Here is a 17,099-nt window from a genome sequence, read left to right on the forward strand (position 1 = left end):
CCTGAACGGCCTCACGCCTCGGCCTTCACCCGCCCGCCGAGCTTGGCGATCAGCGGGGTGGCGAAGGGCTTGGTCAGCATCGTGCTCCCGACCGCCATCAGCAGCAGCGCGGTGAAGGTGGTGGAGGTGATCACCTGCTTGTCGAGCAGGATGTTCGCGAAGATGATCATGATCAGCGCCTTGGTCTGGAGCAGCCAGCCGATCAGGCTCGCCTCGGTGCGGCTCCAGCCGAGCAGGCGTCCGGCGATGTGGACGCCGATGAGCTTGCCGCCCACCGCCGCCACCAGCAGCAGCGCCGCGACGCCGAAGACCGCGAGCCCGCCGCCCTCCCACTGCGTGCGCAGGCCGGTCGAGAGGAAGAACACCGGCATGATGGTGAGCAGCACCACGTCGCGAAACCGGTCCATCGCCTCGTGGCCGAACCACTTGGCATCGAGCACCACGCCCGCGAGGAAGGCCCCGACCATGAAGTGGAGCCCCGACCAGTCGCCCGCAAAGCCGCACACCGCGAGCCAGATGAGGCCGACGGGCCAGCGGTCGCTCTCGGACAGGCGCGCCATCAACCGGCGCATGGCCCACGCCGCCAGCGTGAAGCCGGCGAGGAACAGGCCCTGCCGCCCGATCCGCTCCCAGTCGAGCAGGATCAGCGCCAGCACGCCCCAGATCGCGATGTCGTCGAGGCTGGCGTATCGCAGGATGCGCTGGCCCAGCGCCTCGCGCAGGATGCCGAGCTTCTCCATCAGCAGCACGAGGATCGGGAGCGCGGTCACCGCGCAGGCCATGCCGATGCCGAGCAGCGCCTGCCAATACGCGCCATTGGGTCCGCGCCAGCCGGGGAATTGCAGGATCACCGCCGCCGCCGCCGTCCCCGCCAGCAGGGGCATGCCGAGCGCAAGGCCGGCGGTGAGGCCCGTCTCGCCGCGATGCTTCCATGCCTGGCTGAGGTCGAGCTCGATCCCGGCGATCCACACGAACATCATCACCGCCCACCACGCGACGCCGTTCAATGCGGTGATGACGTCGGGGCGGAAGACGAATGCGTAGTAGTCGGGGAACACCGCGCCCAGCACCCCGGGGCCGAGCAGGATCCCGCCGACGATCTGGACCACGACCAGCGGCGCCCAGTGATCGGTGCGGAACACGCGCCACACGAGCCAAGGCACGGCGAAGATGATCGTGAGGGCGATGAGGTAGATTTCGGTGAGGTTCATGGCGAAGGAGTGTCTATTGGGCCGCGCAAGGCCAAGCAATTGCGTTTTCCACACGGCAAAGGGGTGTGTGGCCGATTGACGCGGTGCAGCAAATCAAGCATCGCCGCGTGGTCTTCCGGCGCAGAAGCGATTCTGCATCGGGCAGGCGAGCGGGAGAGCCCGATGCCTCGGTGAAACGGGGCAAAGGCGCCGAAGGAGCAACCGCCCCGGAAACTCTCAGGCCACCGGACCGCTCGGCTGCGTGACACTCTGGAAAGCGTCTCTGGCACAGCGTCAGGGGCCACCGAAGGGGAGGCTGGCCGCCCGCGGCCCGCCGAAGCTCTCAGGTCACCCGACAGAGGGGGCAGTTGAAGGGCGGCGCTTGCGCTGCCGGACTGCCGTATTCTGCCGGGGATAGCCCAAGTGAGCGACCACGATACCGAAGACCATCTCGAAGACATCGCGCTGGAGCCGCTGCCGCTCGACGCATGGCACCGGGCGCGGGGTGCGCGGATGGTGCCCTTCGCGGGCTACGAGATGCCGATCCAGTACGAAGGCATCGTCGCCGAGCACAATTGGACGCGCGAAAGTGCGGGGCTGTTCGACGTCAGCCACATGGGGCAGCTGGTGCTCTCGGGGCCGGGTCTGGACGCGGCGGTCGAAGCGGTGCTGCCGATTGACCTGTCGACGCTGAAGCTCGGCCAGCAGCGCTATTCGCTGCTGCTCGACGAGAACGGGGGGGTGCTCGATGACCTGATGGTCTCGCGCTGGCCCGAGGCGCTTTACCTGGTGGTCAACGGCGCGACCAAGTGGGACGACATGGGCACGCTGCGCGAGGCGCTGCCCGACGACATCACCATGAACTACCTCGACGAGCGCGCGCTGCTCGCGCTTCAGGGCCCCAAGGCCGCCGACGCGCTGGCCCGCCATGCGACCGGCGAGTATCCGCTCTCGGCGCTGACCTTCATGAAGTTCGGGCAGTTCAAGCTGGCCGGCCACGAGGTCACCATTGCGCGGGCTGGCTACACCGGCGAGGACGGGTTCGAGATCTCGCTCCCTGCCGAAGCCGCCGCCGAAGTGGCCGACCTGCTTTGCGCCGAGCCCGAGGTGAAGCCCATCGGGCTCGGAGCGCGGGACTCGCTGCGGCTCGAGGCGGGCCTGCCGCTCTACGGCCACGACCTCTCGCCCGAGACCTCGCCGATCGAGGCGGGCCTCACCTTCGGCATCAACAAGCGCCGCCGCACGGAAGGCGGCTACCCGGGGGCCGAGCGGATCAACCGCGAGATCGTGGAAGGCACCACCCGCAAGTGGGTCGGCCTCAAGCTCGAAGGCCGTCTGCCTGCCCGCGAAGGCGCGGAGGTGTTCGCCGGGGCCGAAAAGATCGGCACCGTCACCTCCGGCGGCTTCTCGCCCACGCTGCAAGCGCCCATCGCCATGGCCTATGTCGCGAGCGACCACGCCGCCATCGGCACCCAGATCGAGGTGGAGGTACGCGGCAAGCGCCTCGCCGCCACCGTTTCGCCCACGCCTTTCGTCCCCCACCGCTACTACCGAGGGAGCTGACCCATGCCGCGCTACTACACTGACGAACACGAATGGATCGACGTCGAGGATGACGTCGCGACCGTCGGCATCACCGAATATGCCCAGAGCCAGCTCGGCGACATCGTCTTCGTCGAACTGCCCGAAGTCGGCGCGATGATCGAGCAGGGCAAGGACGCCGCCGTGGTCGAAAGCGTCAAGGCGGCCTCGGACGTCTACGCCCCGATCACCGGCGAGGTCACCGAGACCAACGGCGCGCTCGAGGAAGACCCCTCGCTGGTCAACTCCTCGCCCGAGGATGCCGGCTGGTTCTTCAAGATGACCATCGCCGCCCCGGCCGAGCTCGACAAGCTCATGGACGAGGACGGCTACAAGGCCTTCGTCGAGGACCTGTGAGCCAAGCGCCCGCCTCTCCGCGCCTGCTGGTCGCCACCCCGCTCTATGGCGGGGCCGAGGGCGACTATCTGCGCAGCATCGTGGAGCTGGCGGGCGCGGCCGAGCGGGCGGGGGTGCAGTGCTCCTTCGCCTGGCTCAGCAACAATCCGGTGATCGACCGCGCGAGGAACGTCCTCGCCGCCGCCTTCCTGCAATCGGAGGCGACGCACCTCGTCTTCATCGACGGCGACATCGGCTTCGTGCCCGACCAGCTGCTCGCGCTCGTCCGGCAGATGGCGGGCGACGAGCAGCTGGCGATGGTCGGCGCGCCGTGCCCCAAGCGGCGGATCAACTGGAACCTCGTCGCGCAGGCCGCCGCCAAGGGTCTGGCCGAGGCCAATCCGGCGGCGCTGGAGAAGTTCTCGGGCCTCTTCCCGCTCGAGCCTCTGGAGCCTGCCGCCCGCTTCGCGCTCGACCGGCCGATGGAGCTGAAGCACATTGGCACGGGCCTGGTGGTGATCCGCCGCGACGTGATCGAGACCGTCGCCGCGCGCCACCCGGAGCTGACCTACGCCGCTGACACCATCGACCGCGAGAGCGGGCTGGTGGGCGAGACATTGAGCGCGCTGTTCCATCCGATGATCGATCCCGAAAGCGGACAGATGCTGTCCGACGACTACGCCTTCTGCCGCCGCGTGCGCGCCGCCGGTTTCCGCATCTGGCTCGCGCCGTGGATGCGCACCTCGCACACCGGCCCGGCGCGCTTTGCCGGCGTTCTGGCCGACCTTGCCGCTCTCAACACCTGACCCTTCCACCCCCAGCCACGGAACACCTCTCCCATGCGCTACCTTCCCCTCACCGATACCGACCGGCAGGCAATGCTGGCGAAAATCGGCGCTTCGAGCGTGGACGACCTGTTCGTCGACGTGCCCGAGGTCGCCCGGCTCGACGGCCCGATCCACGGGCTGCCGATGCACGCGAGCGAGATGGCGGTCGAACGCCACATGAAGGCGCTTGCCGCGAAGAACCTGGTGGCGGGCGAGGTGCCGTTCTTCCTCGGTGCGGGGGCCTATCGCCATCACGTTCCTGCCAGCGTCGACACCATCATCCAGCGCGGCGAGTTCCTGACGGCCTATACGCCCTACCAGCCGGAAATCGCGCAGGGCACGCTCCAGATGCTGTTCGAGTTCCAGACGCAGGTCGCGCGGCTCTATGGCTGCGCGGTGGCCAATGCCTCGCTCTATGACGGCTCGACCGCGTGCTGGGAGGCGGTCGCGATGGCGACCCGCGTCACCAAGAGGAAGCGCGCGGTGCTCTCGGGCGCGCTGCATCCCCATTACGCGCAGGTGGTCAAGACCATGGCGCACTTCACCGGCGACGAGATCGCCGACGCGCTGCCCTCGATCACCTCCGACCCCGAGCTCACCGGCCTGATCGGGCGGATCGACGAGGAGACCGCCTGCGTCGTGGTGCAATATCCCGACATCCTCGGCCGCATCGCCGACCTCACCCCGATCGCCGAGGCCGCCCATGCCAAGGGCGCGCTGCTGGTGGTGGTGAACACCGAGCCGGTGGCGCTCGGCGCAATCAAGAGCCCCGGCGAGATGGGCGCGGATATCGTGGTGGGCGAGGGCCAGTCCTTGGGCGTTGGCCTGCAATTCGGCGGGCCCTACCTCGGGCTGTTTGCCGTGCGCGATCCCAAGCACGTGCGCCAGATGCCGGGCCGTCTGTGCGGCGAGACGACGGACGCCGAGGGCAAGCGCGGCTTCGTGCTCACCCTCTCGACCCGCGAGCAGCACATCCGCCGCGAGAAGGCGACGAGCAACATCTGCACCAACTCGGGGCTCTGCGCGCTCGCCTTCACCGTGCACATGACGCTGCTGGGAGAGACGGGCCTCAGGCAGCTGGCGGCCGAGAACCACCGCCTCGCCTGCCTTGCAGCCGACCGGCTGGCCAAGGTGCCGGGCGTCGAAGTGCTCAACAATGGCTTCTTCAACGAGTTCACCCTGATGCTCGGCGGCAAGCCCGCGCGCGAGATCATCCGTGACCTCGCGGATCGCGGCGTGCTCGGCGGCGTGTCGCTCGGACGGCTCTATCCGGGTGTCGCGGCGCTCGAACACGCGCTGCTCGTCGCCGTGACCGAGACCACCACCGAAGAAGATATCGAGCGACTCGCCACAGAGCTTGAAGCCGCCATCAAGGAGACCGTGTGATGAACGCCCCCAACAAGAGCGGCTGGAAGCCCGAGATGCAGATCGCCGAAAGCGGCTTCCTCGGCGGCCCCGTCACCAGCACCGGCAACCGCGGGCTGATGCTCGAAGAGCCGCTGCTGTTCGAGATCGGCCGTGCGGATGTGACCGGCGTCGATCTGCCCGAAATCGACCCCGCCGCTCCGACCCGCCTCGGCGGGCTGGAGCGCAAGGACGCGATCGGCCTCGTCGGCCTGACCGAGCCCGAGACGGTGCGCCACTACACCCGCCTCAGCCGCCAGAACTACGGGATCGACCTTGGCTTCTTCCCGCTCGGCAGCTGCACCATGAAGCACAACCCGCGCCTCAACGAGAAGATGGCGCGGCTGCCGGGCTTTGCCGATATCCACCCGCTCGCGCCGCAATCCTCCGTGCAGGGCGCGCTCGAAGTGATCCACCAGCTCGGCCACTGGCTGTGCACGCTGACCGGCATGCCCGCCGTCGCGATGAGCCCCAAGGCGGGCGCACACGGCGAGCTGTGCGGCATCCTCGCGATCCGCGCCGCGCACGAGGCCCGCGGGGACGCGCGCGAGGTGGTGCTGGTGCCCGAGAGCGCCCACGGCACCAACCCCGCCACCGCCGCCTTCGCGGGCTACCGGGTGGAGGACATTCCCGCGACCCCCGAAGGCCGCGTGGACGTTGCGGCATTGAAGGCCCGCCTCGGGCCGGACGTTGCGGGGGTGATGATCACCAACCCCAACACCTGCGGCCTGTTCGAGAAAGACTTCCGCGAGATCGCCGACGCCGTCCACGCAGCGGGCGGCTATGTCTATTGCGACGGGGCCAACTTCAACGCCATCGTCGGCAAGGTGCGCCCCGGCGACCTCGGGGTCGATGCGATGCACATCAACCTGCACAAGACCTTCTCGACCCCGCACGGCGGCGGCGGGCCGGGTTCGGGGCCGGTGGTGCTGTCGGAAGCGCTCGCGCCCTTCGCCCCGCTGCCCTTCATCCGCCAGACCGATGGGGGCGAGTTCTACCTCGTCGAGGAAGAGAACCGCGAGGAACGCGGCCCGAGCTTCGGCCGCATGACCGCCTTCCACGGCCAGATGGGCATGTTCACCCGCGCGCTGACCTATATCCTCAGCCACGGGGCCGACGGCCTCAAGCAGGTCGCCGAGGACGCGGTGCTCAACGCCAACTACATCCTGCGCAGCATGGAGGACATCCTCCACGCACCCTTCGGCGCCAGCGGGCCGTGCATGCACGAGGCGCTGTTCGGCGACAAGGACTTCACCAATGGGCTCTCGACGCTGGACGTCGCCAAGGGTCTGATCGACGAGGGCTATCACCCGATGACGGTCTACTTCCCGCTGGTGGTCCACGGCGCAATGCTGGTCGAGCCGACCGAGACGGAGAGCAAGGCCGCGATCGACCAGTTCATCACCGCCTTCCGCGGCGTGGTCGAACGCGCGCTGGAAGGCGACGAGGCGCTGAAGCAGGCGCCCTACTACTCGCCGCGGCGCCGGCTCGACGAGACCGGCGCGGCGCGGAAGCCCAAGCTGGCGTACGAGGGCTGACCCATGTCTCCCCCTCCCCTCGGGGAGGGGGCGGGGGGTGGGGCCCGAAGGCGCAGCCGAGGGCCTTCGCCAGCGGCCACGCAGCGCGCGGGCATCAGGCCGCGCGCTCTTGGTTCATATGCGCAGGGTCCCATCGCGCACAGCCTTGCGGCCAGCAGCCGCGACCAGCGGCAGGCGGGGAGAGTGCTGAAGGGGGCTCGGCCAGAGGCCTCGCTTGCGTGGCCGCTGGCGAAAGGCTCCTCGGCTGCGCCATCGGAGCCCCCACCCCCTACCCCCTCCCCAGGGGGAGGGGAGCCGGGTCAGCGCTCGGGCGAAACCTTGTCCGCCCCTTCTTCGTCGGGCTCCTCGACCACCAGCCGGAACTGCTTGAGGTTCACGATCGCCACGTAAAAGCCGACCACCGCGAGCAGGCTCGACCCCAGCACCGCGAAGCCCGCTCCCTGCGCACCCTTCCAGTCGATCGCCGCTTCCAGAAATAGCAGCGCGAGGATCGTCGGCACCAGACGCACGAGGAAGGCGACATGCGCCTTGCCGGCCGAGATCAGCAGCGATTCCAGGCTCGCCCCCACCAGCTCGACCGCGCCCGCGATGCTGAGGATGATCATCGCCCAGTAGAAGCCGGTGAACTGCTCGCCCGCGATCAGCGCGAGGCCGGGGCGGCCGAACAGGATCGCTGTGACGACCGCCGTCACCCCGGCAATCGCGGCGATGTTCGCCATCCGCCGCGCGATCTCGACCGCGGAATCGCGCGATTGCACCAGCTCGGGCAGGATCGCCTTGGAGATGGTTTGGGCGAGCGCGATCAGCGCCACGCCCAGCTGGTTGGCGATGCGGAAGCCGCCCGCGAGATAAGCCCCGCCAAAGGTGCCGACCAGGAGGATCATCACCTGCTTGCCCGCGACCGCGAGGCTGCTCGACAGGTTGGTCGAGACCACGAAACGCCACACGCCCTTGTGGCGCGCGGGGATTGCCTTGAGGCTCACCGAGGCGAGGCTCACCGGCTGCACCCTTGCGGCGACCACCCACAGCGCCAGCGCCGTGCCGATCTCGGAGGCGGCGAAGGCGAGGATGAAGCCGGTCACATTGGGCATCAGCCACCACGCCAGCCCTGCTCCCCCAGCGCGGATCACCGGCTGCACCGCCTCGGCCCAGGTCGCGCGGCCATATTCATTGTGGAGCCGCAGCATCCCTGTGGGCGTGGTGCGGATCGTCGCGACGGAGATCACACAATACCAGAAGGTCAGCCACATGAGGTCAGGCGGCACGTCGAGCCACAGCGGCGCGGTCAGCACCAGCACCGCCGCAGCGACGGTTCCGCCCGCGAAGGAGAGCAGATCGAGTGCGACCGCAAAGCCCGTCGCCTCGCGCGCGCGCTCGATATCGACGCCGGGGTTCTCGGGATCGGCGCCCCAGCGGACGATGAACTGCCAAGTCTGGAAGCTCGAAAAGCCGGTGACCGCCTGCCCCAGCGCGATGATCAGCGCGAAATAGCCGAAGCCGTCGGTCCCCAGTGTGCGCGCGGCGATGGCGAGGTAGAGCAGGCTCAGCACGGCGTTGAACCCGCGCCCGCCGAGCAGCCAGCCCATGTTGGCAAAGACCTGCTTCATGGCTCTAACGCGCAAAAGCGGTGCGCGCGGCGGGCAGGAGCAGGCTGGGCATGGGCGCGGCCTTAGCCGCAAAGCGCAGGCTTAGCCAAGTGCGGATTGCGAGGGGTTCGCGGCAGACTCAGGCGGGGCAGCGCTTGAGGGTGAGCGGCTCGGGCACGGGCCGGCCGGGCTCGCCCTTGTGCTGCACGACGAGCCTTTCGGCCGCGCCTGCGCCGCGCAGGCCGATTGTCATGGTCATGACCCAGGTCTCGCCCTCGCCCTCCATCGCCAGCTCCACGACGGTCAGTCCGTCCAATGTTTCGGCGATGCGGGTAAGGGTGCCGTGGCTTTCGTAAAAGCCGATCGCTTGCGGCGTGATGTCGAGCCTCAGATCGGAGGCCGGATCGCAGGTGCCGGTCTCGGCGTCCCACACGCCGAGGAAGCGCGCGGGGATCGCGTCGGCAGCGGCCGGCGAGGTGGCAGGCGCCGGGCTCTCGGAGCGCAGGGCGGCGGTCGCATCGGGCCCGGGCGCGGCCGGCTCGTCCTGCCGCGGCTCGCTCCCGCAGGCCGCAAGCGCCATCGCGAGGCCGACCGCGCGCGCTGCCTTACCTGCGCTCATTCCGCCTGTCCCAGCACGTTGCGTTCGAACAGCAAGCTCATCACCTCGGTCCCCATCCACAGCGGCGCGTAGGGCGGCTGCACCCCGCGCTCCCACGCGATCATGCCGGTGAGCGTGCCCGAGGTGTGGGGCACCATCGGCATGGCGGCGGCGAGTTCGGTGTCGGCAAAGGCCTCGTCGGCGGTGATGATCGTCCAGCCGTCCTTGCGCAGTTCGGCGACCAGATCGGCGATGAACAGCGCGGCGAGATCGGTCTCGTGGAGCAGCATCACGTGCGGCGGGGAACGGCCCAGGGTGCGCTGCGCGAGCACCTCGTGATAGGCGATGCCGCCAAGCTGCGATTGCAGGTAGAGCTTCTTCAGCGCGGCCATGTCCATGATCTGCCCGGCCCGCGCGGCGTCGATGGTCAGCTGTTCGAGGTGCCAGTCCGATCCGTCGGCGGTGACATAGCCGTTCCGGAGGCCCCGCGCCGCGAGCCCGCTGCGCAAGGCATCGCGCCTCTCCGCATCGCGCCCGCCCTCGTCGAGGAAGGGGTAGCGGAACCACGGGCGGAAGCCGGGGCGGCCCTTCAGCCACGCCGCGGCGCGGTCGAGGTCGGCGAGGTAGGCCTCGGCCGAGGTGGCATCGAGGTGCCAGTGCGCATGGCTGTGGTTGGCGATGACGTGCCCGGCGGCGACATAGGCGGCAATGCGCGCCTCGCCCCCCGCGCCGTCGGGGGTGTCGAGCCCCGAGGTGGTCACGAAGAAGGCGGCCTGCGCGACGCCCGCCTCGCGCAGCGCCGCGATCAGCCGCTTCGAGCGTTCCTCGGGAGTGAAGAACGCGCCCGCGCCGCGCGGGACATCATCGAAGGTGAGCGCGATCCGCTTGTCCTGCGCGAGCGCCGGGGCGGCCAGCGCCAGCGCCGCCGCCCACAGCATCAGCAGGATCGTGCGCAACCGCATCACCCCATCGTCGGGATGACGAAGGCGTTGGAGCCGTCGCCGCCGCCATCGGGCCAGCGCTGGGTGATCTTCTTGTTCTTGGTCCAGAACCGGAGGCCCTCGACGCCATACTGGTCGATGTCGCCAAAGCCTGAACGCTTCCACCCGCCGAAGCTATGGTAGGCGACCGGCACCGGGATCGGCACGTTGATGCCGACCATCCCGACATTGACCCGCGCGGCGAATTCGCGTGCGGCGTGGCCGTTGCGGGTGAAGATCGCGACGCCGTTGCCATACTGGTGCTCGCTGGGCAGGCGCACCGCTTCCTCGAAGTCCTTGGCGCGCACGATCTGGAGCACGGGGCCGAAGATTTCCTCCTGATAGGACTTCATCTGCGGGGTGACGTGATCGATCAGCGTCGGGCCGACGAAGAAGCCCTTCTCGTGGCCCTGCAAGGTATACCCGCGCCCGTCGACGACGATCTCCGCGCCTTCCTGCTCGGCGGTGGTGATCCACTGTTCGATGCGCGCCTTGTGCTCGGGCGTGACCACGGGTCCGTAATCGGCGTCGGGATCGTTGGAGACCCCGATGCGCAGGCCCGCGATCGACTTGAGCAGCTTTTCCTTGAGACGCTCGGCGGTTTCCTCGCCCACCGGAACCACCACAGGCAGCGCCATGCAGCGCTCGCCCGCCGAACCGAAGGCCGCGCCGGTCAGATCGGTGACGACCTGGTCCAAGTCGGCATCGGGCAGCACGATCCCGTGGTTCTTCGCGCCGCCGAAGGCTTGGACGCGCTTGTTGTTGGCCGAGCCGCGCGCGTAGATATACTGCGCGATGTCGGAGCTGCCGACGAAGCTGATCGCGGCGATATCGGGGTGGTCGATGATCGCGTCGACCATTTCCTTGTCGCCGTGGACCACCTGAAGCAGGCCTTCCGGAGCGCCCGCTTCGAGGAACAGTTCGGCGAGGCGCACCGGCACGGAGGGGTCACGCTCGGAGGGCTTGAGGATGAAGGCATTGCCCGCCGCGCAGGCCATGCCGAACATCCACATCGGGATCATCGCCGGGAAGTTGAACGGGGTGATGCCTGCGCCAATGCCGAGCGGTTGGCGCATCGAATAGACATCGATCCCCGGCCCGGCGCCGTGGGTATATTCGCCCTTCATGATCTGCGGCAGGCCGCAGGCATATTCGATCACTTCGAGCCCGCGCTGCACGTCGCCGCGCGCGTCGGGGACGGTCTTGCCGTGTTCGCTGGAGAGCATCTCGGCCAGCGACTGCATGTTAGCCTCGACCAGTTCCTTGAAGGCGAACATCACCCGCGCGCGGCGCTGCGGGTTGGTCGCCGCCCAGCCGAGCTGGACGCGCTTGGCGGTTTCAACTGCGCGGGCGAGCAGGGCGGCATCGCCCAGCGCAACCTCGGCCTGGACCTCGCCGGTCGAGGGGTTCCAGACGGCGTGCTTGCGAGCGGGGGCGGGGGTGTCGCCGACGATGAAGTGGTCGATCTGACGCATTGCGGGGGTCTCCTGTCTGCCGCTCCCAATGCCCCCCGCGCGCGTCCCATGCAACCCTTGCACCTCCCCTCAAAAGTGCTGGCATCGGCCCGTGCGGCAGGGCACTGTCGGGGCGAGATGAAACGAGCGAAGGGGTGCGCAATGGGCAGGATCTGGACAGGCATCGGCATCGCGGCAGCGGCCTTTCTGGCGAGCGCCGCGCCCGCGCAGGACAATGCCGAGGCCAGCGCTACGGCCACGCTGGTGGTCGCCGAGCCGCGTCTGATCGAAGGCACGATGGAGCTGGTCGCGACCGGCTACACCTTCACCGAAGGCCCCGCTTGGGACGGGGCGCGGCTGATCTTCAGCGACATTCCGGGAAACACGGTCTACGTCCATACGCCGGGCGAAGGCGCGCCGACGGTGCTCTACGCGCCCAGCATGAACGCCAACGGCCATACCTTCGACCTTGCGGGCCGCCTGCTCAATGCCGAGCACGGCAGCGGCGCGCTCACCCGCTGGACGCCGGAGGGCGGGCGGCAGGTGGTCGTGGAAGCCTTCGAGGGCAAGCACCTCAACAGCCCCAACGATGTGGTGGTGCGGCAAGCGGACGGCATGATCTTCTTCACCGACCCGCCCTACGGCCTCGGCCAGCGCGCAAGCGAGGTGGGCTTCTCGGGCGTCTTCGCGCTCGACGAGGCGAGCGGGCGGATGGTGCTGATCGACGATGGCCTTGCGCGCCCCAACGGCCTCGCCTTCTCGCCCGATGAAAATACGCTCTACGTCGGCGATACCGCGACCCAGCGGCTGTGGGCCTACGAGATCAGCGCCGATGGCTATGCGAGCGATATGCGGCTGGTGATCGACCTCAAGGTCGAGGGGCTGTCCGGCAATGTCGATGGTGTGCGGGTGGACCGCGAGGGGCTGGTCTACCTGACCTGCCCGGGCGGGATCTGCGTGGTCGATCCGGTCAAGGGCGTGCTGCTGGAACGGATGGCAGTGCCCAAGCGCGCGACCAACCTCGCATGGGGCGGGGCGGAGCTGTCGGACCTCTACATCACCGCGCAGTCGGATGTGTACCGGGTGAAGACCCGCGCGCGCGGGATCGGATCGTCGAGCCGGCGCTAATCGGACGGGATCAGCGTGATCGCGGTCTGCCGCCCGTCGATGAAGCGCACGGTCTCGCCGTCGAAGAAGGCGTCCTCCTCGGTGCGGAAGTCGACGCGCTGGCCGCCCCATTCGGGCACATTGGCGTAGGTGGTGAGCTCGATCGACCAGGCGGTGTTCGGCCGGATCGGGCCTGCCCCGCGCGGGTCGGCCTTCTGGTTGTCCCAGAAGCCGATCGACGGCCCCGCGCCGTGGCCGTGGTGGCCGATGGGGTGCGAATAGATCGAGGGCTCGATCCCCGCTGCAATCGCCTGCGCCCGCGCCTCGGCCAGCGCCTCGTTGCCACTGCGTCCGGGCTTGAAGGCCGCGCGCAGGAAGTCCTGCACCTTGTTGCTGCCCGCGAGCCCCGCGCTGAGGCCGGTAGGCGCGTCGGTCTCGCCGGGTTTCAGCACATAGGCGAGGTGCTGGGTGTCGGTGTTGAGCCGCAGGTAGGTGATGCCGAAATCGGTCCAGAGCAGGTCGCCCGGCTGGATCACCGCGTCGCCCTCGATCATCCCCTTCACACCCTCGCGCTGGATCGCGACCGAGGGATGGAACCACGGCGTCAGGCCCAATTGCATCAGCCGGTCGCGATACCACCATTGCACTTGCTCGGCCGTTGTCACGCCGGGGGTGATGACCTTGCGCGAGAAGGCCTCGCCGATCACCGCGTGGGCGATGCGGACGACGTTGGGGTAGAGATCCATCTCGGCCGGCGTGCGGGTTTCGAGCCAGCGGATCGCCAGCCCCTCGCCGCTGGTGACCCGCTCGTGGAGCGCGGGGGGCAGGGCGGACATGAACTTGTCGTACTGGCTCAGCGTCATTCCGTCGGCGAACTGGTAGAGGTCGCTGGAGTTGATCGCGATCTTTGCGGGATCGCGCGCCGCGATGATCTCCGCGACGGCGGCCCACTGGTCGGGCTGCTTGTCCGGATCCCACGCTGGCGCGAACAGCCCGCCGAGGCCGTAGCGGCTGACGGTCAGTCGCTCGACCGGCTTGCCGTTTCCGGGATCGTGGAAGATGAGGATCGTCCGCCGCCGCGCGTGCATGTTCTCGGCGTCGAGCATGGTGGCGACCACCGGCTCCTCGAAATATTCGCGCGCGACCAGCAGCCACAGGTCGATCCCCTCGGCGCGCATGATCTGCGGGATGAGGGTGTCGAGCCGCTCGGCGAGGATGCGGTTCTCGAGCGCCGCACGCTCGCGGGGAGCGAGGATGGCGGGGAGGGCAGGGGCGGCCTGTTCGGTCTCGCTGAGTGGCAGAGGCGCGTCGGCAAGGGCCGGGGTCGCGGCCAGCAAGGCTGCCAGTGTGATGAAATGCCGTCCGCTCATGCCCGTCCCCTTTGCCTACCCAGAGTGGCGCGCGGGGGGCGCGGGATCAAGCCTCGGCGGACTCGCTGCCGTCGTCGAAGCCGATCCGCTCGGCCGCCGCGCCGCTCATGATAAAGCCGATCGGCCTCTCGGTCTCTTCCTGGAGGTGGGCGATCAGGCTCGCCGTGCGGGCGAGGAGCGAGATGCCCTTCAGCGCCGCGAGCGGGAAGCCCGCATCGAGCATCACCGCGGGAATCGCGCCGTTGACGTTGATCGGCAGGCTGCGGCCGATGGCCTCGGGCAGCACCGCCTCGATCGTGCGCAGCATGGCGATGTGCCTGCCCTCCATGCCGTGCTCCTTCGCCAGCGCCAGCAGGCGGTGCGCGCGCGGGTCGCCGCCCGAGTGCTGGGGGTGGCCGAAGCCGGGGATCGCCTTCTTCTCGGCGCGCAGGGCCTTGAGCGCGGCGATAGCGGTGGCGGCTGCGTCGCGCCCTTCGGCGTCGGCGACGACCTGCGCGTAGAACTTGCCCGCGACCTCGGCGCTGCCCAACACCACGCTGCCGCAGCCCAGCAGCCCCGCGGCGACCGCGCCGTGGAAGGCCTCGGGCGCGGCGGCGTAGGTCATGCGGGTGGCGACGACGCTCGGCACCAGCCCGTGCTCGGCAATCGCGCACAGCACCGCATCGGCCAGCGCCTTCTGCTCACGGGAAGGCATGGTCCCAGTCACCAGCAGCCAGAAATAGGAGGTGAAGTCGACATGGCCGATCACCTCGCTACACAGGTCGAGCCCCCGCACCGTGATGCTCGTCGCATCCGAGGTGCAGATCGAGGTCACCGCGTTATCCTGCTTGCCGATGCGCATGGGTTCCAGCCTTTTCGTTATTCGAAGTTGATTTCGGTATGCGAAGAATATAGTGTCACATCCACATCAAGGCAAGCAAATGGGATGTGTAGGATGACCGCTCGGCCCCTCGCAGGCGTTACCGTGCTCGAAATGGGCACCTTCATCACCGGCCCCGCCGCCGGGATGCTGCTCGCCGACATGGGCGCGGATGTCATCAAGGTCGAGCAGCCGGGGACGGGCGATCCGTTCCGCAGCTTCAAGGGCGAACTCTACTCGCCGCATTTCCAGACCTACAACCGGAACAAGCGCTCGGTCACCATCGATCCCAAGAACCCCGAGGACTTGGCCGTGCTCGACCGGCTGGTCGAGGACGCGGACGTGTTCATCCAGAACTTCCGTCCGGGCGTGGCGGGGCGGCTGAAGGTCGATGCCGCGCGCCTGCAGGCGATCAACCCGCGGCTGGTCTATGCCTCGATTTCGGGCTTCGGCAGCGAGGGACCGGAGCGCGATCGCCCCGCCTTCGATACCGTCGCACAGGCCGCGAGCGGGTTCCTCAGGCTGCTGGTCAATCCCGAGCACCCCCGCGTCGTCGGCCCCGCCATCGCCGATGCCATGACCGGGTTCTACACCGCATTGGGCATCCTCGCCGCGCTCAACGAGCGGCACGTGACGGGCAAGGGCCGGGTGGTCGAAACCTCGATGTTCGAGGCGATGTGCCACTTCAACCTCGATGATTTCACCCACCTGCTCTCCGCCGACCAGGTGATGGGGCCCTATTCGCGCCCGCACGTGTCGCAGAGCTATGTCTTCCAGTGTTCGGACGGCAAGTGGCTGGCGCTGCACATGTCCTCGCCGCCCAAGTTCTGGGAGAACCTTGCGACCGCCGTCGGTGTCCCCGACATGCTGGAGCGCCCCGAATTCGCCAGCCGCGACGCGCGGATTGCGCATTACGAGGATGTGGTCGCCTTCCTCGCGCCCATCTTCGCCGGACAGCCCCGCGATCACTGGACGGCGGAGCTCACCCGCCTCGAAGTGCCCAATTCGCCCGTCTACGACACCACCGAAGTCCTCGCGACCGAGCAGGCCAAGGTGCTGGGGCTGGAGGTCGCCGACCCCGACGGGCCCAAGGGCGAGTTCCGCACCATACGCTTCCCTGTGTCCTTCGACGGCGCGCGGATGGACTCTGTCACCGCGCCGCCCCTATTGGGGGCCGACGACGCGGCGATCCGCCGCTCCATCGAAAGGCCGGTGCATGGGATCCGCAGGGGCTGAAGCCGAAGACCGGGGAGGCAAGGACCCCGAATTCCTCTCGACGCTCGAGCGCGGCCTGCGCGTCCTGAAGGCGTTCGACGAGGATCACCCCGAGATGACCCTCTCCGAAGTCGCCGCCAAGACCGCGCTCCCCCCGGCGGTGGCGCGGCGCTGCCTGATCACGCTGGTGGAGCTGGGCTATGTCGGCCAGCACGAGCGCAAGTTCCTGCTGCGTCCGGCGGTGCTGACGATCGGCTCGGCCTTCAGCGCCTCGATGCAGATCGAGCAGGTGGTGCTGCCGCCCTTGCAGGCGCTGCGCGACCAAACCGGGGACAGCGCCAGCCTCGCCGTGATGTCGGGCGCCAACATCCTCTACGTCGCTCACGTCTCGACCGACCGGCGCTTTCGCGTGGCGGCGGGGGTGGGCACGCGCTTCCCTTTCCACGCGACCTCCCTGGGCAAGGCGCTCGCGGCCAATCTGCCCGAGGACGAGCGCGCCGCGCTGCTCGCCCGCGCGCCGTTCCAGCGCTTCACCGAGCGCACCGTCACCGAGGGCGCGGCGCTCGCGGAGCGCCTGACGCTGATCGCCGAGCGCGGCTACGATTCGGCGCTGGACGAACTCGATTACGGCATCGTCTCGGTCGCGGTGCCGATCTTCGGGAAGGGCAAGCGGGTGATCGCGAGCATCAACTGCTCGACCTCCACCACCCGCATCTCGCAGGACGAACTGGTCCGCACCCGCTTGCCGCTGCTGCGCCAGGCGGCGGGCGAGATCGAGGCTGCGCTCAAGCGCTGGCCGGTGCTGGAGGCGTCACTGCGGCCCTAGGCCGAACCTTGGAACAGGCCCACACCTGACCCCTCCCGCGAGCGGGAGGGTGATTGTTGGCGCAAAAGGCTCCCCTCCCGCTTGCGGGAGGGGCTGGGGGTGGGCGCGTGCCTGCCACTCTGCGTGTCCCCGCCGCCACACTCCCAAAGTTTCGCATATCGAAGTTGACTTCGCATTGCGAATTCCATAACCAGCCATCAGGGAGGGGTCGCCAGAAAAGCGGCGCGT

General features: G+C 68.8%; 15 protein-coding genes and 2 riboswitches. Of the genes, 8 read left to right on the forward strand and 7 right to left on the reverse strand.

The window, feature by feature from the left end; translation table 11 throughout:
- Positions 1–11: 11 nt before the first annotated feature.
- On the reverse strand, positions 12–1,211 hold the full coding sequence (locus PFX90_RS05935; protein ID WP_285711459.1) for a cation:proton antiporter: 1,200 nt from the start codon (positions 1,209–1,211) through the stop codon (positions 12–14).
- A gap of 140 nt (positions 1,212–1,351) precedes the next feature.
- A riboswitch (glycine riboswitch) is annotated at positions 1,352–1,453 on the forward strand.
- Positions 1,454–1,559, forward strand: a riboswitch (glycine riboswitch). It abuts the riboswitch before it with no gap.
- 54 nt (positions 1,560–1,613) lie between these two features.
- Here PFX90_RS05935 and gcvT point away from each other — a divergent pair.
- The 5 genes from gcvT to gcvPB are packed head-to-tail and all read left to right on the forward strand — an operon-like array spanning position 1,614 to position 6,876.
- Positions 1,614–2,753, forward strand: coding sequence for a glycine cleavage system aminomethyltransferase GcvT (gene gcvT / locus PFX90_RS05940; RefSeq protein ID WP_285711460.1), 1,140 nt, complete (start codon positions 1,614–1,616; stop codon positions 2,751–2,753).
- Between the two features lie 3 nt (positions 2,754–2,756).
- A complete protein-coding gene (gcvH, locus tag PFX90_RS05945) occupies positions 2,757–3,128 on the forward strand; it encodes a glycine cleavage system protein GcvH (RefSeq protein WP_285711461.1) in 372 nt (123 codons plus the stop codon).
- Positions 3,125–3,913 carry a hypothetical protein gene (locus PFX90_RS05950; RefSeq protein ID WP_285711462.1) on the forward strand — a complete coding sequence of 263 codons (789 nt, stop codon included), beginning with the start codon at positions 3,125–3,127 and terminating at the stop codon, positions 3,911–3,913. The genes gcvH and PFX90_RS05950 overlap by 4 nt, the downstream gene beginning before the upstream one ends.
- Before the next feature lie 33 nt (positions 3,914–3,946).
- Positions 3,947–5,320 carry an aminomethyl-transferring glycine dehydrogenase subunit GcvPA gene (gene gcvPA / locus PFX90_RS05955; protein WP_285711463.1) on the forward strand — a complete coding sequence of 458 codons (1,374 nt, stop codon included), beginning with the start codon at positions 3,947–3,949 and terminating at the stop codon, positions 5,318–5,320.
- Positions 5,320–6,876, forward strand: a complete 1,557-nt coding sequence (gene gcvPB, locus PFX90_RS05960) for an aminomethyl-transferring glycine dehydrogenase subunit GcvPB (protein WP_285711464.1) — start codon at positions 5,320–5,322, stop codon at positions 6,874–6,876. Before gcvPA ends, gcvPB begins: the two co-directional genes overlap by 1 nt.
- Before the next feature lie 299 nt (positions 6,877–7,175).
- Here gcvPB and PFX90_RS05965 read toward each other — a convergent pair whose 3' ends face one another.
- The 4 genes from PFX90_RS05965 to PFX90_RS05980 form a co-directional block, all read right to left on the reverse strand.
- The gene (locus tag PFX90_RS05965) at positions 7,176–8,483 is read right to left on the reverse strand and encodes a lipopolysaccharide biosynthesis protein (protein WP_285711465.1); all 1,308 of its coding nucleotides are present in this window, start codon (positions 8,481–8,483) and stop codon (positions 7,176–7,178) included.
- A gap of 118 nt (positions 8,484–8,601) precedes the next feature.
- Positions 8,602–9,081: a hypothetical protein gene (locus PFX90_RS05970; RefSeq protein WP_285711466.1), complete on the reverse strand. Its 480-nt coding sequence runs from the start codon at positions 9,079–9,081 to the stop codon at positions 8,602–8,604.
- Positions 9,078–10,022 carry a polysaccharide deacetylase family protein gene (locus PFX90_RS05975; protein ID WP_285711467.1) on the reverse strand — a complete coding sequence of 315 codons (945 nt, stop codon included), beginning with the start codon at positions 10,020–10,022 and terminating at the stop codon, positions 9,078–9,080. The genes PFX90_RS05970 and PFX90_RS05975 overlap by 4 nt, the downstream gene beginning before the upstream one ends.
- Positions 10,022–11,515, reverse strand: a complete 1,494-nt coding sequence (locus PFX90_RS05980; RefSeq protein ID WP_285711468.1) for a CoA-acylating methylmalonate-semialdehyde dehydrogenase — start codon at positions 11,513–11,515, stop codon at positions 10,022–10,024. The genes PFX90_RS05975 and PFX90_RS05980 overlap by 1 nt, the downstream gene beginning before the upstream one ends.
- Positions 11,516–11,656: 141 nt before the next feature.
- Here PFX90_RS05980 and PFX90_RS05985 point away from each other — a divergent pair, with 141 nt between their 5' ends.
- Entirely contained in the window at positions 11,657–12,622 is a 966-nt protein-coding gene (locus PFX90_RS05985; RefSeq protein ID WP_285711469.1) for an SMP-30/gluconolactonase/LRE family protein, read from the forward strand.
- Here PFX90_RS05985 and PFX90_RS05990 read toward each other — a convergent pair.
- Positions 12,619–13,971 (reverse strand): M24 family metallopeptidase, encoded by a 1,353-nt coding sequence (locus PFX90_RS05990; protein WP_285711470.1) that lies wholly within the window; start codon positions 13,969–13,971, stop codon positions 12,619–12,621. The two genes, PFX90_RS05985 and PFX90_RS05990, sit on opposite strands and share 4 nt — an antisense overlap.
- A 46-nt stretch (positions 13,972–14,017) precedes the next feature.
- On the reverse strand, positions 14,018–14,812 hold the full coding sequence (locus PFX90_RS05995) for a citryl-CoA lyase (protein WP_285711471.1): 795 nt from the start codon (positions 14,810–14,812) through the stop codon (positions 14,018–14,020).
- Positions 14,813–14,905: 93 nt separating this feature from the next.
- Between PFX90_RS05995 and PFX90_RS06000 the strand changes: the two genes are divergently transcribed.
- Positions 14,906–16,066: a CaiB/BaiF CoA transferase family protein gene (locus PFX90_RS06000; RefSeq protein WP_285711472.1), complete on the forward strand. Its 1,161-nt coding sequence runs from the start codon at positions 14,906–14,908 to the stop codon at positions 16,064–16,066.
- Entirely contained in the window at positions 16,047–16,871 is an 825-nt protein-coding gene (locus PFX90_RS06005; RefSeq protein WP_285711473.1) for an IclR family transcriptional regulator domain-containing protein, read from the forward strand. Before PFX90_RS06000 ends, PFX90_RS06005 begins: the two co-directional genes overlap by 20 nt.
- Positions 16,872–17,099: the final 228 nt, after the last annotated feature.

Source organism: Erythrobacter oryzae (assembly GCF_030271515.1).
GTDB classification, from domain to species: Bacteria; Pseudomonadota; Alphaproteobacteria; order Sphingomonadales; family Sphingomonadaceae; genus Erythrobacter; species Erythrobacter oryzae.

Bases quoted from the DNA above. Each gene is read 5' to 3' on its own strand.
- PFX90_RS06000 (WP_285711472.1), top strand. From the start codon at position 14,906: ATGACCGCTCGGCCCCTCGCAGGCGTTACCGTGCTCGAAATGGGCACC.
- PFX90_RS05985 (WP_285711469.1), top strand. From the start codon at position 11,657: ATGGGCAGGATCTGGACAGGCATCGGCATCGCGGCAGCGGCCTTTCTG.
- PFX90_RS05995 (WP_285711471.1), bottom strand. From the start codon at position 14,812: ATGCGCATCGGCAAGCAGGATAACGCGGTGACCTCGATCTGCACCTCG.
- PFX90_RS05975 (WP_285711467.1), bottom strand. From the start codon at position 10,022: ATGCGGTTGCGCACGATCCTGCTGATGCTGTGGGCGGCGGCGCTGGCG.
- gcvH (WP_285711461.1), top strand. From the start codon at position 2,757: ATGCCGCGCTACTACACTGACGAACACGAATGGATCGACGTCGAGGAT.
- PFX90_RS06005 (WP_285711473.1), top strand. From the start codon at position 16,047: ATGGGATCCGCAGGGGCTGAAGCCGAAGACCGGGGAGGCAAGGACCCC.
- PFX90_RS05965 (WP_285711465.1), bottom strand. From the start codon at position 8,483: ATGAAGCAGGTCTTTGCCAACATGGGCTGGCTGCTCGGCGGGCGCGGG.
- gcvPB (WP_285711464.1), top strand. From the start codon at position 5,320: ATGAACGCCCCCAACAAGAGCGGCTGGAAGCCCGAGATGCAGATCGCC.
- PFX90_RS05935 (WP_285711459.1), bottom strand. From the start codon at position 1,211: ATGAACCTCACCGAAATCTACCTCATCGCCCTCACGATCATCTTCGCC.
- PFX90_RS05970 (WP_285711466.1), bottom strand. From the start codon at position 9,081: ATGAGCGCAGGTAAGGCAGCGCGCGCGGTCGGCCTCGCGATGGCGCTT.
- PFX90_RS05990 (WP_285711470.1), bottom strand. From the start codon at position 13,971: ATGAGCGGACGGCATTTCATCACACTGGCAGCCTTGCTGGCCGCGACC.
- gcvPA (WP_285711463.1), top strand. From the start codon at position 3,947: ATGCGCTACCTTCCCCTCACCGATACCGACCGGCAGGCAATGCTGGCG.
- PFX90_RS05980 (WP_285711468.1), bottom strand. From the start codon at position 11,515: ATGCGTCAGATCGACCACTTCATCGTCGGCGACACCCCCGCCCCCGCT.